Annotated in this window: 11 protein-coding genes; all 11 read right to left on the bottom strand. The window is 36.2% G+C overall.

Going from position 1 to position 22645, the window contains the following annotated elements:
• Window positions 1–11: 11 nt before the first annotated feature.
• Window positions 12–1448 carry a sulfatase gene (locus E5D58_RS14150; protein WP_235835928.1) on the bottom strand — a complete coding sequence of 479 codons (1437 nt, stop codon included), beginning with the start codon at window positions 1446–1448 and terminating at the stop codon, window positions 12–14.
• A 10-nt stretch (window positions 1449–1458) separates the two neighbouring features.
• A complete protein-coding gene (locus E5D58_RS14155) occupies window positions 1459–2931 on the bottom strand; it encodes a sulfatase family protein (protein WP_136482897.1) in 1473 nt (490 codons plus the stop codon).
• A gap of 17 nt (window positions 2932–2948) precedes the next feature.
• Window positions 2949–4364 carry a sulfatase gene (locus tag E5D58_RS14160; RefSeq protein WP_136482899.1) on the bottom strand — a complete coding sequence of 472 codons (1416 nt, stop codon included), beginning with the start codon at window positions 4362–4364 and terminating at the stop codon, window positions 2949–2951.
• A gap of 41 nt (window positions 4365–4405) precedes the next feature.
• A complete protein-coding gene (locus E5D58_RS14165; RefSeq protein ID WP_136482901.1) occupies window positions 4406–5899 on the bottom strand; it encodes a sulfatase in 1494 nt (497 codons plus the stop codon).
• A gap of 10 nt (window positions 5900–5909) precedes the next feature.
• A complete protein-coding gene (locus tag E5D58_RS14170; RefSeq protein WP_136482902.1) occupies window positions 5910–7733 on the bottom strand; it encodes a glycoside hydrolase family 2 protein in 1824 nt (607 codons plus the stop codon).
• 6 nt (window positions 7734–7739) lie between these two features.
• Window positions 7740–9659 carry a hypothetical protein gene (locus tag E5D58_RS14175; RefSeq protein WP_136482904.1) on the bottom strand — a complete coding sequence of 640 codons (1920 nt, stop codon included), beginning with the start codon at window positions 9657–9659 and terminating at the stop codon, window positions 7740–7742.
• A 27-nt stretch (window positions 9660–9686) separates the two neighbouring features.
• Window positions 9687–11027 carry a sulfatase-like hydrolase/transferase gene (locus tag E5D58_RS14180; protein ID WP_136482906.1) on the bottom strand — a complete coding sequence of 447 codons (1341 nt, stop codon included), beginning with the start codon at window positions 11025–11027 and terminating at the stop codon, window positions 9687–9689.
• A gap of 21 nt (window positions 11028–11048) precedes the next feature.
• Window positions 11049–12473 (bottom strand): BNR-4 repeat-containing protein, encoded by a 1425-nt coding sequence (locus E5D58_RS14185; RefSeq protein ID WP_235835929.1) that lies wholly within the window; start codon window positions 12471–12473, stop codon window positions 11049–11051.
• Complete coding sequence (locus E5D58_RS14190) at window positions 12463–15960, bottom strand: glycosyl hydrolase (RefSeq protein WP_136482908.1); 3498 nt, start codon at window positions 15958–15960, stop codon at window positions 12463–12465. The genes E5D58_RS14185 and E5D58_RS14190 overlap by 11 nt, the downstream gene beginning before the upstream one ends.
• Window positions 15961–15963: 3 nt before the next feature.
• Window positions 15964–19335 carry a glycosyl hydrolase gene (locus E5D58_RS14195; RefSeq protein WP_168796700.1) on the bottom strand — a complete coding sequence of 1124 codons (3372 nt, stop codon included), beginning with the start codon at window positions 19333–19335 and terminating at the stop codon, window positions 15964–15966.
• Window positions 19336–19467: 132 nt separating this feature from the next.
• Complete coding sequence (locus E5D58_RS14200) at window positions 19468–22500, bottom strand: sugar-binding domain-containing protein (RefSeq protein WP_136482912.1); 3033 nt, start codon at window positions 22498–22500, stop codon at window positions 19468–19470.
• Window positions 22501–22645 lie beyond the last annotated feature (145 nt).

Genomic DNA, 22645 nt, shown 5'->3' on the forward strand with positions numbered 1-22645 from the left:
TATTAATGTTGTTAATTAAGAAAATCTTTTCCCCATTTAGCTCTTAACTCCACAGCAAGTTGATTCACAGTGTCTTGATATTCTAGTTTTTCAGCTAGATTATCCAATTCTAAAGGATCGGTCTTATGGTCAAATAACATACGGGCGTAAGCTATTCCATCATCTTTAACCCATTCTGTGTAAAACAAATCGCCTTTAATTAAGGTAACCATATCTTTAAATTTCGATACTGCCCAATCTTTGTGTGATGTTTCTCCGTTTATGATAGGCACAAAACTTTGCCCTTCCACAGTTTCAGGACTCTCCAAGCCCACTAATTCTGCTAAACTTGGGTAGATATCAATATATTCGGTAGTGGCCTCGGTTTGTTGCCCGCTTGTTTTACCCGGAACTTTTATGATTAATGGTGTTCTTAGGGCGGTTTCAAATGTGACGTGCTTACACCAAAGTTTGTGATCACCTAAATTCCAACCGTGGTCGCCCCATAAAATAACGATGGTATCTTCATCAAGCTCTAAACGTTTTAATTCATCTAACACCAAACCTATTTGAGCATCCACATAACTTACACAAGCGTAATAGCCGTGAATCAATTCTTTGGCTAATGAATCAGGAATATCTCCCTTCTTAGGAATGTTTCCATAATTACGTAACTCACCGAATTTATGAAATGCCTGTTTCGGAGTGCTTTTAGGCTGCACATAACTTTCAGGCAATTCAATGTTCCCTCTATCGTATAAGTCCCAATACTTTTTTGGCGCATTAAATGGTAAATGAGGTTTCATAAAACCCAATGCCAGAAAAAAGGGCTTGTTTTTATTCTTAAGCATCTTTAAATCCGCAATCCCTCTTTGAGCAATTTTACCATCAAAATAAGCGGTATCATTTACTTGTGCCATTTCGAAAGCAGTAGCTCCAGCAACAGCTAAATTTGCATTACCATTTGCTATTATGTTTTCTTCTAACTGATAATTGCGAATATTACCTTTGGGAAACCAAATATTATCCCAAGCTAAACTATCATCGTTATTCTTATGATATATTTTCCCATTGGAACGTGTTATGTATCCGTTCTGTTTTAGAAGCTTTGGTAATGAAACAGCATTGGGAGCATCAGCATCTGCCGTTGCACCATAATTTATGAAGCGATGCCTAGTTGGCCGCATGCCTGTTAATAAACTTGCCCTTGAAGCCCCACAAACAGGGATATTGCAATATGCACGATTGAACACCAAACTCTCTTCAACCAATTTATCAAGATTTGGAGATTGAATGTGACTAGCACCATAAAAATTAAGTTCAGGACGCAAATCATCAACGGCAATAAACAATATGTTCATTGGCTTTTTTTCATCATCGACAACTTCTTCTTTTGTCTCATTTTTACATGCTACTAAAAGCATACTAATGGTAATAAACTTTAGAAAGAATTTCATATTTGTATTCATAATTATTCTTTTACCAATGTTCAATGATCATATAATCGCCTTTTTTTAAGGTGCCTTTTATGGAATCGGGAATTTGTCGTCTTGGCGTATCTTTGTCAAGTTTAAATCCTTTTTGTCCTTTAGGAGTGATGATTGGCATATTACCATGGGTTTCATCTAAAATATCTCCTTGCAATTTCATCCAACTGAACAAATCCTTTTTTAATTGTTCTTTAATGAATTGTAATTCTGGGCTTTTAATTAAGTTATATTGTTCGAAAGGATCATTTTGCAAATCGTATAATTCTTCAAACGGTTCATTTTTGAATTTATCTGCGCCTCGTTTTATAAAGTAATCTACATTGGGTTTTCCAGTTAAATTATTAGCTACAACCTCTTTCGAATTAAAATTACGGATGTATTTATAACGCTGATTGCGTATCATACGCGATGGAAATACCTCTGAAAATAAAATATTCTGATTGGTCCTAACGCCATACACATAGTCATTTATCTTAACATCCTCCCCCTGAAACAATGGTAAAAAACTGTTCCCATCCATCTCTTCAGGTGCCTTTCCTCCTGCCATTTCCATAAAGGTTGGTAACACATCGGTATAATGAATGAGTTGATTTGAAGTAGTCCCAGGCTTAATTACTTTAGGCCAACGCGCTACAAAAGGTACCTTCAACCCTATATCTTTAACCGTAAATTTTCCCGAAACCCCGTGGTCCGCACTATAAATAAACAAGGTATTGTCATCTAAATAAGTATCGACTAATTCTAAAACTTTTTCAATTTGCGTGTTATCTTCTTCAATACTTCGGTAATAACCTGCCTTAGATTTCACATATTCTTTATCTCCTTTTTTCTGTTCGTTATATGGATAGAATTTAATAGCATCAACATTTGGGTTTTCAACATCAAAATATTTCCCATGTGGGTATTTAGATGTAATAAACATGCAAAATGGTTTTTTCGAAGTTTTTAAATAACGCTCTATACTATCCAAAGGGATGTAATCTCTAGGCACACCTTTTTTAGGAACGGGCTCCCATTCTCTATCCCATTGATAAACCTCTGAAGGTTTTACGTGACTTTTTCCTGCCAAAACCACCTCATAACCCAAAGTTTTCATTTGTGCGGTTACACTTTTAATATCAGGCTTTGTTGCTGTATGATTCGCAAAACAGCCATTTTTTAATGGATATTTACCAGTAAATAATTGCGACCTACTAGGTGCACAAATGGCCTGTGCAGTAAAGGCATTCGTAAAAAGCATTCCTTCTTTTGCTAATCTGTCTACTCCTGCAGTATTCACCTTCTCGTTACCATAACAACCATAATCATATACATCTTGATCGTCTGCTAAGAAGAAAATAATGTTTGGTTGGGATGAAGTCGAGTTACTAGACTCTGTATACCCTTCCTTCTTTTCTTTTTTTTTGGCACAAGCTAATGAAATGCTTAAGGCTAACAGTAATAATACTTTATGTTTTTTCATTTTGACATTTAGGTTACTTATTTATCTAGGAAATTTTTACCCCATTTTTCACGCAATGCCTTGGCAAGTACTTGAACTTGCTCTTGGTATTCTGGTTTTTCGGCAAGGTTATCCAGTTCTAAGGGATCGGTTTTATGGTCGAATAACATTTTAGCATATGCTATACCATCATCCTTAATCCATTCTGTGTAGAATAAATCACCTTTTATTAAAGTAACAGCATCTTTAAATTTTGATACTGCCCAATCCTTTTCTTGAGATTGTCCTTCAATTAATGGCACAAAGCTTTTACCATCAACTGTTTCAGGGATATCTAATCCTATGAGTTCAGCTAAACTTGGATAAATATCTATATATTCGGTAATAGCCTCAGTATGTTGCCCGCTCGTTTTGCCTGGTACTTTTATAACTAATGGCGTTCGTAAAGCCGTTTCAAATGTTACGTGCTTACACCATAATTTATGATCACCTAAATTCCAACCATGATCGCCCCATAAAATAACGATAGTATCATCATCTAATTCTAAACGTCTAAGTTCATCCAGAACTAATCCTATTTGAGCATCTATGTAGCTTACGCAGGCGTAGTAGCCATGAATAAGTTCTTTAGCTAAATCCTCTGGTAAATGGTCTTTTTTAGGAATATTTTCATAGTTCCTCAATTCACCATATTTATGAAAGGCTTGTTTTGGCGTGCTCTCCGGTTGCACATAACTTTCGGGTAATTCTATACTTGCTCTATCATACAAATCCCAATACTTTTTTGGTGCAGTAAATGGCAAATGGGGTTTCATTAACCCCATGGTTAAGAAAAAAGGTTGTTTGTTTTCCTTTAATTTTTGTAAATCCTTGATAACTTTTAGAGCCAATTTCCCATCTCTATACACGGAGTCGTGAACCTCAGCAACTTCAAAAGGTAAGCCTCGCTTTGTTTTGCTTCTTATTTCTTGACTTTCTGGTAAGGCATAACTCCACAAAGCATCTGCTTGCCACATTTCATCCCATGCGTTTTTATCATCTGTCTTATGATGATATATCTTACCGTTTGATATGGTAGCGTATCCATTTTGTTTTAACAACATTGGCAAGGATACAGCCTCTTTAAAATCCTTATCTTTTTGAGTTTTCGCATCTAAAAATCTATGTCGTGTTGGTCTAGCCCCAGTCATTAAACTTGCTCTGGAAGCACCACATACTGGTACATTACAGTAAGCTCGATTAAACACCAAACTCTCGCCAGCAAGTTTATCTAAATTTGGAGATTTAATATGATTTGCCCCGTAAAAATTCAATTCAGGTCTCAAATCATCAACCGCGATAAATAAAATATTTTTGGGTTTGTTTTCCTGTGATACCTCCGATTTAGTTTTCTCATTTCTACAAGACACTACTGTAAAAATGATAATGAATGTATAGTTAATTATTTTATTCATTATTTATTTATTTATTTTAATTACTGAAAGACAATAACTTTTTACTCTAAACTAGTTCTAGCCTTTTGTTCTACAAAATATGGTTGAAATGTATATTTAGATGCTGCATCCCATTTTACATTTTTTGTTGGCAAAAGCACTTTCATTTTTTCTATTTGAACCTTGTATTTAGGGTTTTCAGCTTCGTTTGTCCATTCATTTGGATCGGAACGATGGTCATAAAACTCTTCCTTACCATCCTCATACTGAATATACCTATAGCCATTCATTTTAATAGCATGATTATTCATTCCAAAAGTAGTAATAGCCCGTGCTTCGCTAAGACCTTCATCATTTTGCATCATGGCAACCAAGCTATTGCCCTCATTTCTCTCATAAGCAGGTAAGGCACTCAACTCTAACAAAGTTGGATAAATAGATAACATCTCTACTGGTGCATCTATCTTCTTCCCTTTTGGCAAACCTGGTCCAGCAAATAGTAATGGTGCTTTTGTAGCAGTTTCCCAAAGGGCATGTTTTGCAAAAGTTCCTTTTTCACCCAAGCGATATCCGTGGTCTGACCATAAAACAATAACGGTATTATCGGTGTATTTACTATTTTCTAAAGCATCTAAAACCCGCCCTAATTCATAATCCACAAAACTGACACAAGCCAAATAGGCTTGTACAATTTTTTTCCACTCACCACTTTCTTTGGCCCATTCTGTAGATGGCATCATAGGTAAATCGTTAATTTTCATGCCAACTGGGGGAATATCATTTAAATCATCAGACTTATATGGTGGTGTTTCAATGGATTCTAAAGGATATAAATCGAACCATTTTTGAGGCACATATAACGGTACATGCACGCGCAAAAATCCAACGCCTAAAAAGAAAGGTTTATCATATTCGCTTTGTAACCTTTCTATTGCCCAATTTGCAGAAGCATGGTCTGGCATTAATGTGTCGCTTTCTGGAAAAGCACCCCAATCTGTACTTGTTTTACCATGAATTCCTTTGATACCCTTACCTCTACCATCCCAAACAAAACGTTTTTCTGGTAGTGGACCAAAACCCTTTACACGTCCTCCAGATTCATCAAAAAGGCTATCTGGGGCATGTATATGAAACAGCTTCCCTATTCCCATAGTGTGATAGCCGTTATTTTTAAAATACTCTGGAAGAAAGGTTATATCTTTTGTTGCTGGATTACCATCTCGACGCACTTCATTATCGGGTGCCATTCCGTAAATACCTGTAGTTGACGGGCGCAACCCCGTCATAATCGATGCTCTTGATGGTCCGCAAAGCGGCGCCTGAACATGCGCATTTGTAAACGTTACCCCCATGTTGGCTAACCTGTCAAAATTTGGTGTTTTTACGTTTGAAAAGTTATCGATTGGTCCAATCATATTGTTCAAGTCATCTACTGCGATGAATAATACATTTGGTTTAGTTTCTTGATTTTCGGAAACTTCCTCCCGTGATGCATTGGATTTACAAGAACTGATTAACAAGGTAATTACAGCTCCTAAAAAGACTAATTTTTTCATTATTATATTGTTATTTATTGATGCTTTTATAAAACGATTGCAACGTATAAAAAGCTTTTTTCTTGTTTCCTGTTTCAGATATTAAGCCTTTTCTATTCCAGCCATTTTGGTAAGGAATTAAGGTTCGTCTTGGTGACCTAAAATCTACTAGAGTCCAAGGTGTAATGCCGCTTATTCCTGGAATTTTAGCTAATGTCGGTAAGGTTTCTTGGTATAACAATTCCTGAAATTCTTCACTCCAACGTGTCATATTATCTGCATGATACCCTTGAAGCGCACCTGCACCAAATTCTGAAATAATGACTGGTTTATCGATATCAATTTCCCAACGAATATTTTTGATGTTATCAATTTTACCACCATACCAACCATAGTATTGGTTAAAACTTAGGACATCCACAACCTTAGCAAATTCATCTTCTACAATCATGATATTTTTGTTTTCTTTTTTACCATGGTCTTCTAAAGCAGCACTAATAAGACGGGTATCATCTAGTTTTCTCGTCGTGGTTGCCAAATTGGTTAAAAAGGTTAAACGCTCTTTAGATGAAGGCGTTTCGTTGGCCATAGACCAGATGATAGAACAGGCTCTATTCTTATCACGACTTATCAATTCTGACAACTGCCTTTCTGCTTTATTATAGGTTTCCGGATTTGTCCATTGAATGGTCCAATACACCGGTATTTCCTCCCAAACTAAGATACCCATTTGGTCGGCTAAACGAATCATGTTCTCATTATGCGGATAGTGCGCCAAACGCACATAATTACAGCCCAATTCTTTTGCCCAACCTAGCAGAACCCTAGCATCTTCAATAGACCAAGCTCTACAACCTCGCATGACGTTTTCTTCGTGAATGGAAATACCTTTTAGAAATATTTTTTCGCCATTTAATAAAATTTCTTTCCCTTTAGTTTCAATAGTTCTAAAACCGATTTTATCCGATATGTTATCTTTTGAAATAGCAATGTTTACATTGTATAATTTAGGATTTGTATCACTCCAAAACGACACACGTTTCACAGGAAATTTTACAGCTACAAATCCGTTAGCATCCGTTGTATAAGATTTATTTATTTTTAATTCTGGGATGGAAAGGCTAACGTTTTGATTTCCCTTATTTTCTCCATTTAATTGAATGTATCCAGAAACCTCCTTATTGTTATTTTTAGTTAGTTGAATTTTATAATCTTCTATAAAAGTGTCATCTAACTCATAAATAGTAACATCTCTGGTAATACCGCCATAATTCCACCAATCCGTGCTTAAAGTTGGTACTTCATCAGCAGCACGCTTGTTATCTACTTTTACGATTAAAAAGTTGTCTTTTTCTTTTAAAAGGTGCGTCATTTCAAAATTAAATGGTGTAAAACCACCAACATGCACGCCCAATTTCTTGCCATTTAAATACACATCTGCCTTGTAGTTTACTGCTCCAAAATGCAAATAGTAACGTTTAGCAGTATCATAATTTTCAACGTTAAACGTCTTTTTATACCAAACGGTGCCTTCGTAATAAAACAACTTTTCTTCTTGTGAATTCCAATCACCAGGAACAACCATAGTTGGTGCTGTATCAAAATCGTACTCTACCCTATCGGTTTTATTTTGTGGTTTTTTATTTAAAAAGTAGGCACTAGAACCGGGGTTTTCGGTACCATCATGAGGTTCCATTCTGTAGTTATAATAACCCGTTTCATAAACATCTACGATGTAATGCCACCTGCCGTTTAGGCTTTGTCCGTTTCTTAAGTAAGTATTCTGTAATAATGGTTGATTCGCAAATGTGCAAAATGAAATGAACAGTAGGCTTATGCTGACAATATATTTCATGTGATTTTAAATAACTTGAATTGCAATTTTAACTTGATTTTTATCCTCAAAAGACATAATTAATGGCACTGCTTCTGCACCCGGCACCATATTAAATAGCCTTTCTTTGGGTGTGTCTTTTATTTTTATAACTGAACTTGAAGTGATTTTTACTACCCCATCAGGTTTCTCAATAATAATTTCATTTTCTGAAACTTGTGTAACTTTTTCTCCTGTTGGCGATACTATTGGCAATACAAAAGCGGTCGGTGTTTTTATGACCTCATTTGTAGCGACAATAATTTCTAATTTTTCAGAATTGACAATATAAGTTAAATTGAAATTAGAAGCTGTTTCAGTTATCGCTTCAAAGTCTTCATTTTTTAGTTGTGCATTAGCCTTGTATTCCAAACTACCCATTTCATCTTTTGATGTAAAAGTGGCTTGTAAATCAAATAAATTGGTATACCAAACTTCGTCTTTGAACGTTTCAATTCTCGGGGTTAGCGCAAAATCCTCTCCCGGTTGCTCCTGTTGATTATGCGCTTCTAGTAGTTTATAAATTGCTAAACTAGTGGCACACAATAACCCCACTTTCATGTGATATAAGGTACAAAGCGAAGCACCTGTAGCTTGCCTTACATCTTTTCTGGTACTGTAAACGGAATCATAAGCAGATACCGTTCCGCGCCAATCGCCTTTGCCAAATAAAGATACATCTAACTCTTTAAAATATGTTACTCCATCTGCCACTGCTCTTGGTAATGGCGTGGAGGTATCAATTTTAGGTATATGGTCCCAATGGTCTAAAATAGTGGCTAATGGTTTAGCATGTGCAAAGGTATGATGCACACTAGCCTCAACACCATGTGATACATAATGAAGGCCACCGTACAGCAACCCATCTTTGGTGCATTGTTTTAACAATTCCGTATTCTTGATTGCAGCAGTTCCCAAAGCTGGATTATCCCCTGCCATAAATATAAATGCAGGTTGCATACCATCACTCGTTCTACTGCCCCAATAGGTCCACTTAAACATGCGGTTACCAAAACTGTTATCTATTCCGCCATCTGGCAGTATAAATTGCAAATGGGAATTCAAAGATTTATTAAGCACTAGTAAAAGCTCGTCATCTTTAGCCTCTAAAGCATACAACACTAAATTGTTTAGTGACTCTTCTATATTGTAACCTAAATCTATCCCTGGTAAGCCTTTGGGACTCAAGGCTTTTTTATTCTTATTTTGAATTTCGCCAAAAAGTAAGGCATTAGGTTCAGAAAAATGGCTTTTAATCTGATTTGCCATATCTTTACTTCTTTCTATATACTTTGTATTGTTAAGCATATTGCCAATCAAATACAAAGCATAAATTGTGGTAGCGCTATAGTTGATATTAGAATTCCCCACAACATGAAATCTATTATACACAAACTCAATAGCCTGCTCTAAACGCTTATACCAGCGTTCTTTTCTCGTTTCATCTATTAAATCGCCATGAAACTTTAATGTGTCTGCTAACGCAATAGCTGCAAAAACGGTCGTACCCTCCCAAGAATTAGGATCTACATCATTAGTCCAAGCCCCATTAGGTTTGGTTACATTTTTACCCCACTCAAAAACAGCAATACCAGCATCTAAATATTTTTGCTCACCTGTGATTTTTGCCATACAAAAAAAAGGATATACGGCATCGATAACGCGACCGTGCACCCATCCTGTTGGACATTTAAATTGTCCGTGCATTGCTGGGTCTGATGGATTTATGATTTGAATTTTAATCATACCATCACACCACGCTTTCAGTAAATCAAAAACTAGTTTTCTGTATTCAGGTGAATGAAATTCTTTTATCTCATTGTTACATGAACTTAACAAGCTAGTTGCTGAAAGCGATAGCCCAACACCTGTTATGGTTGACAACTGAATAAAATCTCTACGCTTCATCTGAATATTTCTTTATTACAATTTGAATTATTCAGCTCTAAATGCAGTAATTTTTGCCGTCAACTCCTCCACAATTTCTGGATGACTTTCGGCAATATTATTTTTCTCAAACGGATCTTCGGTAATATTAAATAATTGTACTACTTCATTTTTCTTTCTAACTGGATCTGGAATAATAATTTTATACGGCGGAAAAATAGCCATATTATAAAACATACTGTTTTCAATCGTGTCAAAATCGTGTGCATATACTTCTCCAAAAATACCTTTACGCTCAGCTAGCGCTTTTTCATCTAAAACACTTAATCCAGGTAAATTTTCAGGTTTTTCAATGCCTAAAATATCAAGAACTGTTGGTACCATATCAATACTACTTGTTATTGTACTTTTATCCATTTTAGGGGTGATTTTCCCTTTCCATTTATACATAATTGGCGTACGAATTCCCATATCGTAAGGTGCGCGCTTAGAATCTTTCATATAACCACTTTTTGTAGGATCTTGTCTCCATCCATTATCACATACATAAACGAAAAGTGTGTTTTCTGTTAAGCCTTTTTCTTCAAACATATCAAATAACTGTCCGCAAGTTTCATCAAACCACTCGCACATGGCCCAATACTTAGCCAAATGCTCTGAGTCTGTTTTTTTCAAATACTTATCTAATAAACGTTGTGGTGGTGTATGCGGTCTGTGAGGTAAAAATGGTGCATACCATAAAAAGAAGGGTTTCTTTTCTTTTAATGCCAGATCCACATAGCTGTTAATCGTATCTAAACCTTTTCTTCCAATTTCTAAACCATAATCTCCATGGCGACCACCTCTATTTGGGTCACCATGTGTCATACCATCATCAAAGCCCCCAATTTTGTGGTTACCATGCCACCATTTTCCTGTCTGGAACGACAAATAGCCTTTTTCTTTTAACATATCAGGAAGTGTAGTTTGCTTTTCAAAAGCTGAGATGATGGGCTTATAAGCCTCCGCTCTATTCTTCTGACTTGCCTTACGGTCTCCTTTTACGCGATCGTAAACCTTATCATTTCCTAAAATACCATGGTCTTTAGGATATAAGCCTGTAATGATTGTTGCCAAAGAAGGTGAACATAATGGTGTTGGCACATAGGATTGCGTAAAGGTTAAACTTTCAGATGCAAATTGATCTATTCTTGGAGTCTCTATATTTTCATCCCCCATAAAACTATAATCTGTCCATGATTGGTCGTCGGAAAGAATAAAAACAATGTTTGGTGTTTGATTTGTCTTATCAGACTCTTGGGTTTTTGCTTCTGATGTTTTGGTTTTATTTCCACAGGAGAAACATATTAGCAATAATACAATATAACCTAGTTTGTTCAATTTGTGCATCGTTGTTACTTAATTGTTTTGTTATTTATTATTTTTTAAAACTTCGGCTTCACTTTTTAAACGCTGAATGGGCCCACTATCTCCTAACAAATACATGTTTCTAAAATCAGTCCCTGATACTTTTTCCCCTACGATAATTCTAGCATCAGGGTGTGGATTATCAATAAGTGATGAAATGACAAAACCTGAGTGTTTTCGTTGCAAAAACACTTTACTCTTTTTAAACGATTCGCCTCCATCAGAGCTATCCCATCGGCATATTTCTCCAACATCGCCACTACCTTCATGTTCTAGATATACGCTTATTTCTTTTGCTGATGTTACTTCTAAATCCCCATTCCCTCTCGGGAGATCTGTATTCTCACTTTGTAACCACGCTTGTCCATCCCATCTAAAAAGTTGTAAACGTTTAGGGCCACTTCTTTTTTCGCCTATGTCAGGTCCAACCAAAACACCAACATGTGGATTGCCATTTGGATCAACATCTGCTATCCCTTGAAAGGTCCAATCATTAGGTATTTGCCTAACCACTGCTTTTTCATCAGCCATTTCCTTGGTCAAAGGCATTTCTAAAGATTCATTTTTAACATTTTTCCATTCCCCTGTCTTGGTATTAAAAACCATATAATATAGGTTGTGTCGTTCTGGAATATGCCCACGTGGGTCTTGTGCATTTTTATTGTCTCTACAAATGTGGTAATCAAATGCTACAATAATATCGTCTCCATTACCTCTGCTTAACCATGGATACCAAGAATCTTCGGCTTCAATCTCTGTTCTACGCTTATGCTTTAAAAATGAAACTGGCTCCTCAAATGTTTTACCATTATCAGTTGATTTTTGGTATACCCAATTACTTCTGTGTGCACCGTGGCGATAAAACAGGTATATATCACCATTATCCATTTTAATAAACTGACTATAAGTTCCAAACAATGAAATATTATCTAGTGTTTCCCACTCTGAAATATCTAAAGGGTTTTTAGAAACGGCGTGTAAATTTTTTCCGTAGTGATGATTTCCTAATGGATTGTCTCCATCTTCTCGGGTTCCTCCATGACCTCCAAAAGCAATATGAATATAGTCGGCATCATCAATAAGAATAGCTGGTTTCCCATGATTGTCTATTTTCTTTTTACGGTTTGGGTCTTTCCCCATTTCACTAACGCCTACTTTAAAAGGGCCTTTCCATTCTTTGGTAGTATGATTGTATGAAGCCACATAAGGATCTTCCAATGTACCTTGGTAAGCCACGTAAGTAATACCTTTGTGATACACCCCTGATGGATGTTGCACAATGGCCACCGCATTGCCAAAACCATTATCGGCAAAATAATCTACCATTTCGCTATCCGCGTCAATTGTCTTTTGTTCTTTGGCATTATTGGCACAACTCAACAAACAAAAACAAATCATTAAGTTTATAACCAAATATTTATTCATCATTACTTTCTAGTTTTACGGTTTCAAAAAATATAAGATTTACAGGCCCTAGCAGACCAGACTTTAGCAGATCATCATTCTTATTATAGTGATTCCAACTGGCAAATGTTGTTCTTTTCGATGGTCGTTCTGTATGATTTAATAACCAATCCGGAAGTGGCTTTGCACGCTTGCCTTGTCTTGGATAATCTAATTTTAGTTTTTCGTCACCAATCAATCGATTGGTCCATAAATTGGTCACCTTAACTTCTAAAGTATTCTTCCCTTCTTTCACAAATTCATCAATATTTACTCTAAAAGGGGCCTTCCATAAAGATACAATATTATTGCCGTTAACTATGACTTCTGCAATAACGGATACACTACCTAAATCTAAGGTTACACTTTTATTCGGCTGTATCATCTCTTCGGATAACACAAACTCTTTTTTATAAGATGCTGTTCCTGAAAAATTTTGAATCGCTTCGTCTTGCACATCCGTCCACGAAATCAAACTAGGAAACGTTTCTTTTTTTGAAGCTTCAGAGTTTATTGGGAAAGAAACTTCCCAAGCACCTGATAACTCCATAGGCTTTGAAACGGATGTTACTTTTGCTGTTTTTGTTGCTCCTGACGGAGTCTTGTAAGTTATCTTTCCAGCATAAGGTGTAGTCCAACTTATGGCATCATTTTTAAATTCTAATGTTGGTTTTGATGTGTCTTTAGACAATTTTAAAAACTGTCCTTTCGGAATAAATAAGGTGCGTTCTTTTCCATCCGTTTTATAAGTGATTTTTAAAACAGTTTTATTGCCTTCTGGAATTTTATTTTCAATTAATTGATTAGACACCAAAATATCATAAGTTCCAGAATTTACTATATTTTTAATCGTTTTGGTAACATCAAAAGTTTTATAATGCTGAGGAATACCCGTTGTTTCTCCTTTAAATTTTCCAAATACCGCTTTTAAAACTTTTAGAGATTTATCTCCAGCGTCAATATGAATATGCTCGCGTTCTTCAGCATAAATCTGCTTTTTGGTATCACCTATTTGGTATTCCATTCTGAACTCCTTTTTATAGCCCATTGCAGGATCGCAATCGCAAAAAGCCCTACTCATTTTAAAATCTAAAGTGCCATTTTTGATGGCTTTATTAACTCTATCTGTAATATCAATTAAACCTTCTTGCAAAAACGTACCGTATTCTGCTTTTACAATTTCTAAATTCGGAAGTGGTTCTACTTGAGAAGGTTCTAGTTCTGTTAAAACTTCTAATAAATGATTAGTACTAACAGGCTTTTTAAAGACAACAAAAACCGATTCTTCCCTACCTAAGGATAACGGCACTGTTGTTGTCCCATCTTTATTTTCTTTAAAAACTACCACATCTTTTATAGTCCCTTTTTCTGAGTTCCATAGTTCTGGTTGCTTTCCTGCCACTCGAAAACGCGCTGTAACTTCTCTGTCTTCTTTTCTGGCATTCGCTATAAAATAGATATCTGCATCAGCTGTCTTTCTGTGTATAAAACTCAAATCTGTTTGGTCACTGCTTTCAATTTTAAAATCTGTTGTTTTATTAGCCAAAGCTTTTGCTATAGTCATATCTTTTACCAAACCACTTCCCCATAATGCATCAACATAAGTTGTTACATCTTCATCGCAATTTGGATAGTTAGTCAAACTTGGCGATTGCATTGGTTTTTTGCCAATTACTTGTGCGCCACCATCTACCAATTCTTTTACTTTTTGAAGAGTTTCTGGTTTGATAAAGTCTGATTCTGGTAAGACTAAAAGCTTATACGTATTGCCTACGGATGAATATATTGTTCCGTTTTTAACGGTTAAATCTTTCAATTTATTTGCTCCAATCAAATCATAATCAAAACCCATGGCTTTAATTTCAGGTTTAATGAAGCCTGTATTTGGCGATGATTCTCCTGTAAACACTAAAACATCGGCTACATTTTCACCTTGTTGCAATAAATATTGTGAACGAGCTACGTAATCCATATAACCCTTACTTTGTTTCCACCAAGTATTTAAACGGTTAAAATCAAAACCATGGTAACTTAAGGCCAACCCTGGTGCTACATCCCAAGGTTGATGTACATACGTATGAAAAATGAAACGGGTTATGCCCTCTGCCCAAGCTCTATCTCCAATTGATTTTATATTTGCTGGGTGTTTGTCCCAACCACCAATACCTGTAAAAGATTCTGCCCCAACAATGGCACTACCATTTAAATGTGCTATGGATGATACAAATTTTGGCGAATCGAAAAACGGATAACCGCCACTCCAAAATTCGCACATAACGATATCGCCTTGAGCACCAACTTGCATATTATCAAAAGGTCCCCAATAGGGTTCTACAGAAAATTTCAACTTGTTTTTATGACATAATTCTCCAAAATGTGCATAATAATTCTCCGCAATTAAATCGCCAATAGTTCTTCTAAAATCCCAAAGAAATCGTTCTGAAACTTCTCCACTTTCCACATAATAGCCTGCTAAAGTTGGTAAATATGCTGTTAAATCATAACCTCTTAAACTTTCAAACTGCATATCGAAACCAGTAGTCCAATTAGTAGTTTCTACTTCGTAACTATCAATTAAACAATTGTTAACCGTTGTTCCTATTAAATCACCCAATTTATCAATAATAGGTTGTACACCAGCTTCCCAATAGGCATCTAGGGCTTTTTTACTCATTTTATCCACCTCTAAACCTTTAGCTTCTGGTGGTGCTGGTCTGTTAGTTGTTCCAATTGGTGTATGCCCTAATCGTAAAATAACCCAATCGCCTTGAGGCACTTCCCAATTTAAAACCCCTTCGTCAGATAATTTTGGAGTTAGATTGATAATAGCTTCTTTTTGGATAACAGCTTCTTTTGAAATTGATTTAGTATCAGGTAATAAATGATTTCGAACACGTTCAGAAAGCATTTTATAGTCTAGGCCATCAATTTTAATAGCTTGGTTAGGTTTTGGAAAGGCTAAAACTGCGATGTCTTTATAGTAATCGAATTTGGTCTCTGGTCGAGGTAATTTTTGGGTTATTGTTTTTCCTCCTTCAATTGCTAGTTCACTAAACACCACTGTTTGCATCGCATGTTCTTCAGTAACCCAAGGCCCTCCAGAAGATGACCAACCTGCGCTGTTATGAAATGCCATTTCTAAGCCCAAACGTTGTGCTTCTTCCGCAGAAAATTTAAACAAGTCTAGCCATTCTTCACTTAAATACTTTACAGGGCCTTGAGGAAAACCTAAGTGTACGTTGAATAGTTGTGCTTCTTGAATACCCACTGCTTTCATCGCTTCTAAATCTTTGGTAATTCCAGATTTAGAAACATTACCGCTTATCCAGTGCCACCACGTTCTTGCTTTAGCTTGGTTTGGTGGATTTTTAAAGCCCTCTTCTAAAGATACAGTTTGCTTCTCGGTTTCTAAAGATTGATTACTACACCCAAAACATAAAAAGAGTATAACTAAAATGGCTAGTTTTTTCATTCCTTATTTTCTTTTTATAATTTTTGAAGTGGTAATAGTCACTGGTCCTAACAAGCCAGATGGCAGTAATTTATCTGTTGCTTTTTGAAAACCATAAACGCTAAATGTTTTGCGTGGTCCTTCTGGTAATGGCTCATTATTTCTATACCACTCTGGCATTTTCTTAAACTTGCCTCTAAATTCTGAATCACCAAAACCTGGACTTCCTCTTCTAACATCATAACCCGTTTGATTCGGTAATTTTTCATCACCAATTAAACGATTTGTCCATTGATTGGTTACCTGTATTTCTAATGCATTCTCACCCTCTTTTAAAACGTCAGTCACATTTAACGTATGAGGCGCTATCCAACTCACACCAATATCTTGTCCGTTTACAAGTACTTTAGCTATCACATTTACTTCTCCTAAATTGAGTTGAAATTGTCTGTCGGATTGCAACATTCCTTTTTCAATATTAAATGTTGTTTTATAAATGGTTGTTCCTGAGTAATGTTTGATTTGTTCAGTATCGTGTGTTGACCAATCAAACAATTTATCAGTTTGTATGGTGGCTTTATAAAAGTCTTGTTCCCTAAAATTGATGTCCCAATTGCCTGTAATTTCAATAGGATTTAGAATATCGTTTACTTCAATATTCCAATTTTCTGAATCATTTACTAAAGCTGTATAGATTCCATTTTCAAAAACCTCAGCCTGTAAATTATTATCGCCATCTAAACTAAATGCAGGTTTGGATACATTGTTAAATGGATTAAGCGTAACTCTTGGTTGTACTGTTTCTGCCTCTTTAAAAACCACAAAAACCGATTCTTGAGGATGCATTTCAATGGAAATATCGGTTCTTCCATTTTTTGTAGTGTACTCCACCAACTTGGTAATTTCTCCAGTTTCGGCATTCCATAATTCGGGTACTTTTGCTTCCACTAGAAAACTACAATTTAGCGTTTCTGTTTCGGTTAGATTATGGTTATACACAAAATAAATTTCTTCCTTTTCAGTGCGTCTGTGGTAGAAATTAAAATCGGATTGGCCTTCTACAATCAAATCTTTCTGAATGTTATTTTCTTCAAAAATTTGCTCCCATTCGCCTGAACTATAGGTTCTTTTACTTGACCAAACTTCATTTACCAATGCATCAAACTCCTTTTGCATTGCTTCAGTTACAACATAACCTCCCAATTTTTGAGGCTTCTTACCAACGACTAAAGCACCTTGTTGTGATAATTTATGAATACCTCTCAACGTTTCTAGATTGATGATATCGTTTCGTTGCAAAGACAAGGCATTGTATGTAATACCATTGGGTAATTTCAGTTTCCCATTTTCTACACTTAATCGATTGATAATCACATCTGCATTTACACAATCGTATTTATAAGATGCTGGTAATTTAGGTCGCATTTGTTTTGCATGAATCACATGACTCGGTGCTCTATCCCCAACAAAAACCAATACATCTAGTACAGGATTCCCTTGACGTAACATGTAAGACCCTCTTGCTAAATAGTTGAACCATTCTGGACCTGCATTGTCCCACCAAGTTTGCGTGCGGTCTATATGCGAGCCTACAAAACTCATGCTCATCCCAGGTTTTACATGGGTATTCGATTGATGCGCAAAACGATGAAACATGTACTCGTTAATTCCATTCGTCCACTCGTAATCCCCCTTTTGTTTGGCTAACGCTGGATGGAAACTCCAGTTTAATTTGGTACTTGTAAAAGCTTCAGCAGAAATCACATTCTTACCGTAAATATGTGCAGAAGATACTGGAGCCCGTTTGTGATTATTAGGTTTACCCAACCAAAATTCTCCCATCGGAATATCTGCACGTCGCCCCGCATCTAAACTATTAAAAGGCCCCACAAATCCGTAAGGTTCCACATAAGAGATTAAACCATCTTGATGACATAATTCTGTAAAATAATCGAAATAATTGGTTACCATTAAATCGCTTACCAACTGCTTCATATCCCAAAAAACAGATTCGATAGTAGCTTCATTTTCTATATGTTTACCCGCAAACAATGGTAAAAACGGAACAAAATCATATTTAAAACGTTCTTTAAATAGTTGTTCCATATCGTCAGTCCAATTTTGTGGACCAACTTCGTAGCTATCAATTTCCACATATTGTAAGGCATTTGGCGCCTCAATTTTAGCTTGCTTTACCAACTTACCAACAAAGGCATCGTAGTGTATTTTTAAAGCTTTTTTACTGAATTTATCCACTTCCAATCCTGTACCCTCATCAGATGCTGGTTCGTTGGTAGCCCCTGAAGCCGTAAACCCAAAACGCATAATGGTCCAATTTCCTTTGGGTAGTGTCGCTCTCAGCACACCATCTGCATCCATTTGATCGGTTAACACAATGATGTCTTCTTTTTTAATGTAAGCATTTACATCTGCTTTAGTAATAGGGCGTCTATTTTTTCTGTATGACGTGTATTCCATTACATTTCCTAACATTGGACTTGCCGAAAGTTGCATCTCATAAATACCCGTATCCATTTCGGTTTTTATTCTAAAATAACGCGCTGTAATAGGTTTAAAACTTTCATAGAAATAACATTCGTCTTTTCCAATACGTTCTTCCTTAGGTTTGTGCGCTACTGTAAAATTAATACCATTATTCGATTTTAATAAGGTAAACCTCCCTTTACGCTTATTGATAAAAACATTCATAGAACGAAGCGTATGTGGTTTCCCGTAATCGTATTGCACCCATTGGTTCGCCTTTAAATCGGCATGAGTATTGGTTTGTTTATCGGAGGCTAAATCTGCATTAAACCCTTTATCTGATGATGTTATTACAGGATTTACACTCTCGTCAATCAGTTCCGTTTCTAAAGTTGGATATGCCAAAACAGCAATATCCTTGTAAAAATTATGTCTTGCTGGTGGTTGTGGTAATTTTAGGTTGATTTGCTTACCACCTTCTGCAATCACTTGACTATTAACGACAACTTTCATGGCATTTTCTGGGGCAACCCAAGGCCCACCACTAGAGGTCCAACCATCACAATTGTGAACCCCAAAACTCAATCCTAGTTTTTCGCACTCCTTGGCAGCATGTGTTAAAATATCTCGATGTTCTTGTGAGTTGTATTTTACATCGCCTTCTGGCAAACCCATAGACACATTAAACACTAAAACCCCACCAATCCCTGCTTCTTTTATAGCTTTTAAATCTTTAGTAAATCCTGCTTTTGAAGCATTACCACTATTAATGTGATACCATGTTCTGGGTTTGGTTTCTTGTGGTGGGTTTTTAAAACCTGCTTCAAGACTGATTTTTTTTTCTGAATTACTGTTAACTTTCTGATTTTGGCAAGACGTTAAAATTGAAATCAAGCAGAATAGTAACACCATCTGTTTTATGCTAAAACTGAAATCAACGTTCATTTATTTACTATTTCTATTACAACTAAACCTAAATAACAGCATATTTAACACCAATAAAACTGCAATTACATATACAAACCCCATATCTATTACTTAAGCTTAATCTATAAACAACTCGTCAATGTAGGGTGCGCTCTCTCCTGTGGTTTCTAATTTGATATTATTAGCTCCAGATTGCAGTACGATAATGGTGGGTACAAACTTCCATTCTTTTTCCCAACCACCTGTTGCTTTAAATTCTATATCTCTAACATGTTCGTCGTTTACATAGAGTTTCATACGGTGTAGTTTACCCTCATTGTTATGCATGTATCTAAATCGAATACTGTAATCTCCTGGTTCTCCATCATTTTCTTGATACCAAGTAATTGAGCCTTCACCACCTTTAAAATCTACAAAACCAGTACCTTTAAAACGACGTGCATCTCTACTCGGTTTTGCTGAACCCGTTAAGATACCATCTTCTGCAGAAATATTAACACCTCTACCAATCCAGATGTCGGCAGAATGCTCATCACCCCAAAACAACCCTTCAGTTTTACCAAATGTTTCTTCCATGGTTAAAACGACCTCACCATCTTGCTTAACAATCGCTTTAACTGTTGTTCCGTCTGAAACTTCAAATGAAGACTTATAAGACAATCCATTTACTTCAGGGTTATCGCCATTCGTGGTGTAAAAGATTTCTACATCTGATTTCTTTGAATTGCCTAAAATTGAAATAACTTCAGCGTCAATTGTAATTTTATTGGATAGAAATAATGCTTTATCACCTAAAATATATGCTGTTATAATCGACGCTTCTTTTGCATCTGGTTGCTCTCTTAAAAACAATCTTGTTTTCCCAAAAAACAAAGCTCTAAAATCTGCTTTAGTTCTACTTGTTGGATCTATTGGATTTCCATTTTCCATAGACACTTTATTCACATCGCCTTGAATATTATAATAGATTTTATTTTCGCCGTAGGGATATAAATTGTTGTTTTCGTCTAAACTTTCAGATGTGATGATATAGCTAGCTTCAAAACTATCTTCTGCTTCTAATTTTTGTATACTTGTTTTTAATTTTGATGGCTGTTCGCTGGTGCGAAATGATGTTCTATTCACTTCTTTTCCGTTAATATAACCCACGGCTTCAATAGTTCCTTCCTGATAAGGCACTAGCCACTCGCATTGCATTTCGTTCCAAATAGTTCCTGGTTTATCTTTTCCTAGAGATTTCCCGTTAAGAAATAGCTCCACCTCATCGGTATTGGAATATACCCAAACTGGAATTACCGTTCCTTTTTCCATTCTAGGGTGTGTCCAATGTGGTAGCATGTGAATCATGGGCTCTTCAGTCCACTGACTTCTATAAAAATGATATAAATCCTTTTTAAAACCTGCTACATCAAGGGCACCACCCATAAATAAATTAAACGGTAACCCACCGTGCACTAAACCTGCTTCTCCGTAATAATCGAAACCTGTCCAACGGAAATGTCCACTATGCCATGGTGTATCGCGCATGACCTCCCAATACTTTCTTGCTGAAACACGAACTGTTGCATTATCGTAAGACGAATTAAAACGTTGTTTTCTATTTCTCCAATTCTTTGGGTTTAGACCTTCATAAAAGAAAATTTCTTTTTCGGTTAAATTAGGCAACTCATATGTGCCAGGCAATTCGTTATCGCGCCACCAAGTTTGGGTACGGTAATAACCTCTTGTTTGCCATGTGTGTGGGGCTTCGGTAGAAATAAAGGGCTTAGTTAATGTTTTACCCTCTATAAACGATTTTGTCTCAGAACCACCATTCACCCCTTCAATATCCATATCTTCTGGGTTTCCTGCGCCTGAGGTAAACAGTCGTGTTGGGTCTAAACTTTTACCGAACTTCACCATTTCTGGTGCCACATCACTATGTGTCTCATTCCCTAAACTCCAAACAAAAATACTCGGGTGGTTTCTATCTCTTGTTATCCATTCTTTTACATCACGCTGCCACCATTCGTCAAAGGCTTGTTTGCCATAATCTTCAGGTGCTTTTTTATGCCATCCATCAAAAATTTCATCCATTACTAACAATCCAATTTCATCGCAGATATCGTAAAACATGGGTGGTGCAGGGTTGTGTGACGGACGAATAGCATTAATACCCATATCTTTTAAAGACTGAAGTTTCCAGCGTAACATAGGCTTTGTCCATGCTCCCCCTACCGGGCCTCCTTCCCAATGCTCGCAGGTACCTTTTAGCTTAACATTTTCTCCGTTTAGCCAAAAGCCAGTATCGGTTTTCCATTCAACAGTCTTAAAACCAAAATTGGTTTCTACCTCATCTATAATCATTTTACCATCTAAAATTTGAGTTACAGCTTTATATAAAACAGGCGTATCTGGACTCCACAATTGCGGATTTTTAACTTCTAATTGATATGTTGGGTTTATAACCGATAGCTTTTCTCTTTTACGTGCTATTTCTTTTCCTTCTGGAGAAAGTAATTTCACCTCATAGTTTAGATTCTTAAAGCTACCATTAATTGCTGCATTAATATTTACAGTAGCACTATGCTTTTCTATAGTTGGTGTTGTTATAAAAATAGAATTTGGCTTGAAGTGCACAGGATTTACCTCGACTAACTTTACCGCCGCATAAATTCCACAAGGATGATACCAACGCGCAGAAGGTTCTAAACTGTTATCTACCCTCACAGCAATAGTGTTCTCACCTTCCTTTAAATACTTTGAAATATCATATCTAAAACTAATGTAGCCATATGGACGCTTCCCGATGTAGTTGCCATTCACCCACACTTCACTATTCATATATATCCCGTCAAAATTAATGTATGTAATTTTTGAAAGACTTTCTTTTTTTACATCAAATTGCTTTCGGTACCAACCAATGCCGCCATCGTGGTAACCACCACCTTGACCTTGGTCTCCACCCTTTCTAACTCCCTTTTCAAAAGACCAATCGTGGGGAACGTTTAAAGTTTTCCATGAGGTATCATCTATGTTTTCTTTTGAAAATGACGGGTTATCTTCAAGAATAAAAGACCAACTATTATTAAAATTTGATACTATCCGTTGCGCATGTGCAGTGTTTAAAAAAAAAGCACTTAAAAAAACGGCTATAAAGGCAATTCTCATACTTAATTAATTTTGAACTATATCCCAACAAATCTAGCCTTTCTGACTTTAAAAATAATCCTGTAGTGTCATGCATTTTAGACAGTTTAATCATAATATTCTAAAGATGGGTGTTTTTAGGTAAGGCAAAAAAAATGAGCTAGAA

Origin of the sequence: Cognatitamlana onchidii (assembly GCF_004804355.1) — a bacterium.
GTDB lineage: Bacteria > Bacteroidota > Bacteroidia > Flavobacteriales > Flavobacteriaceae > Cognatitamlana > Cognatitamlana onchidii.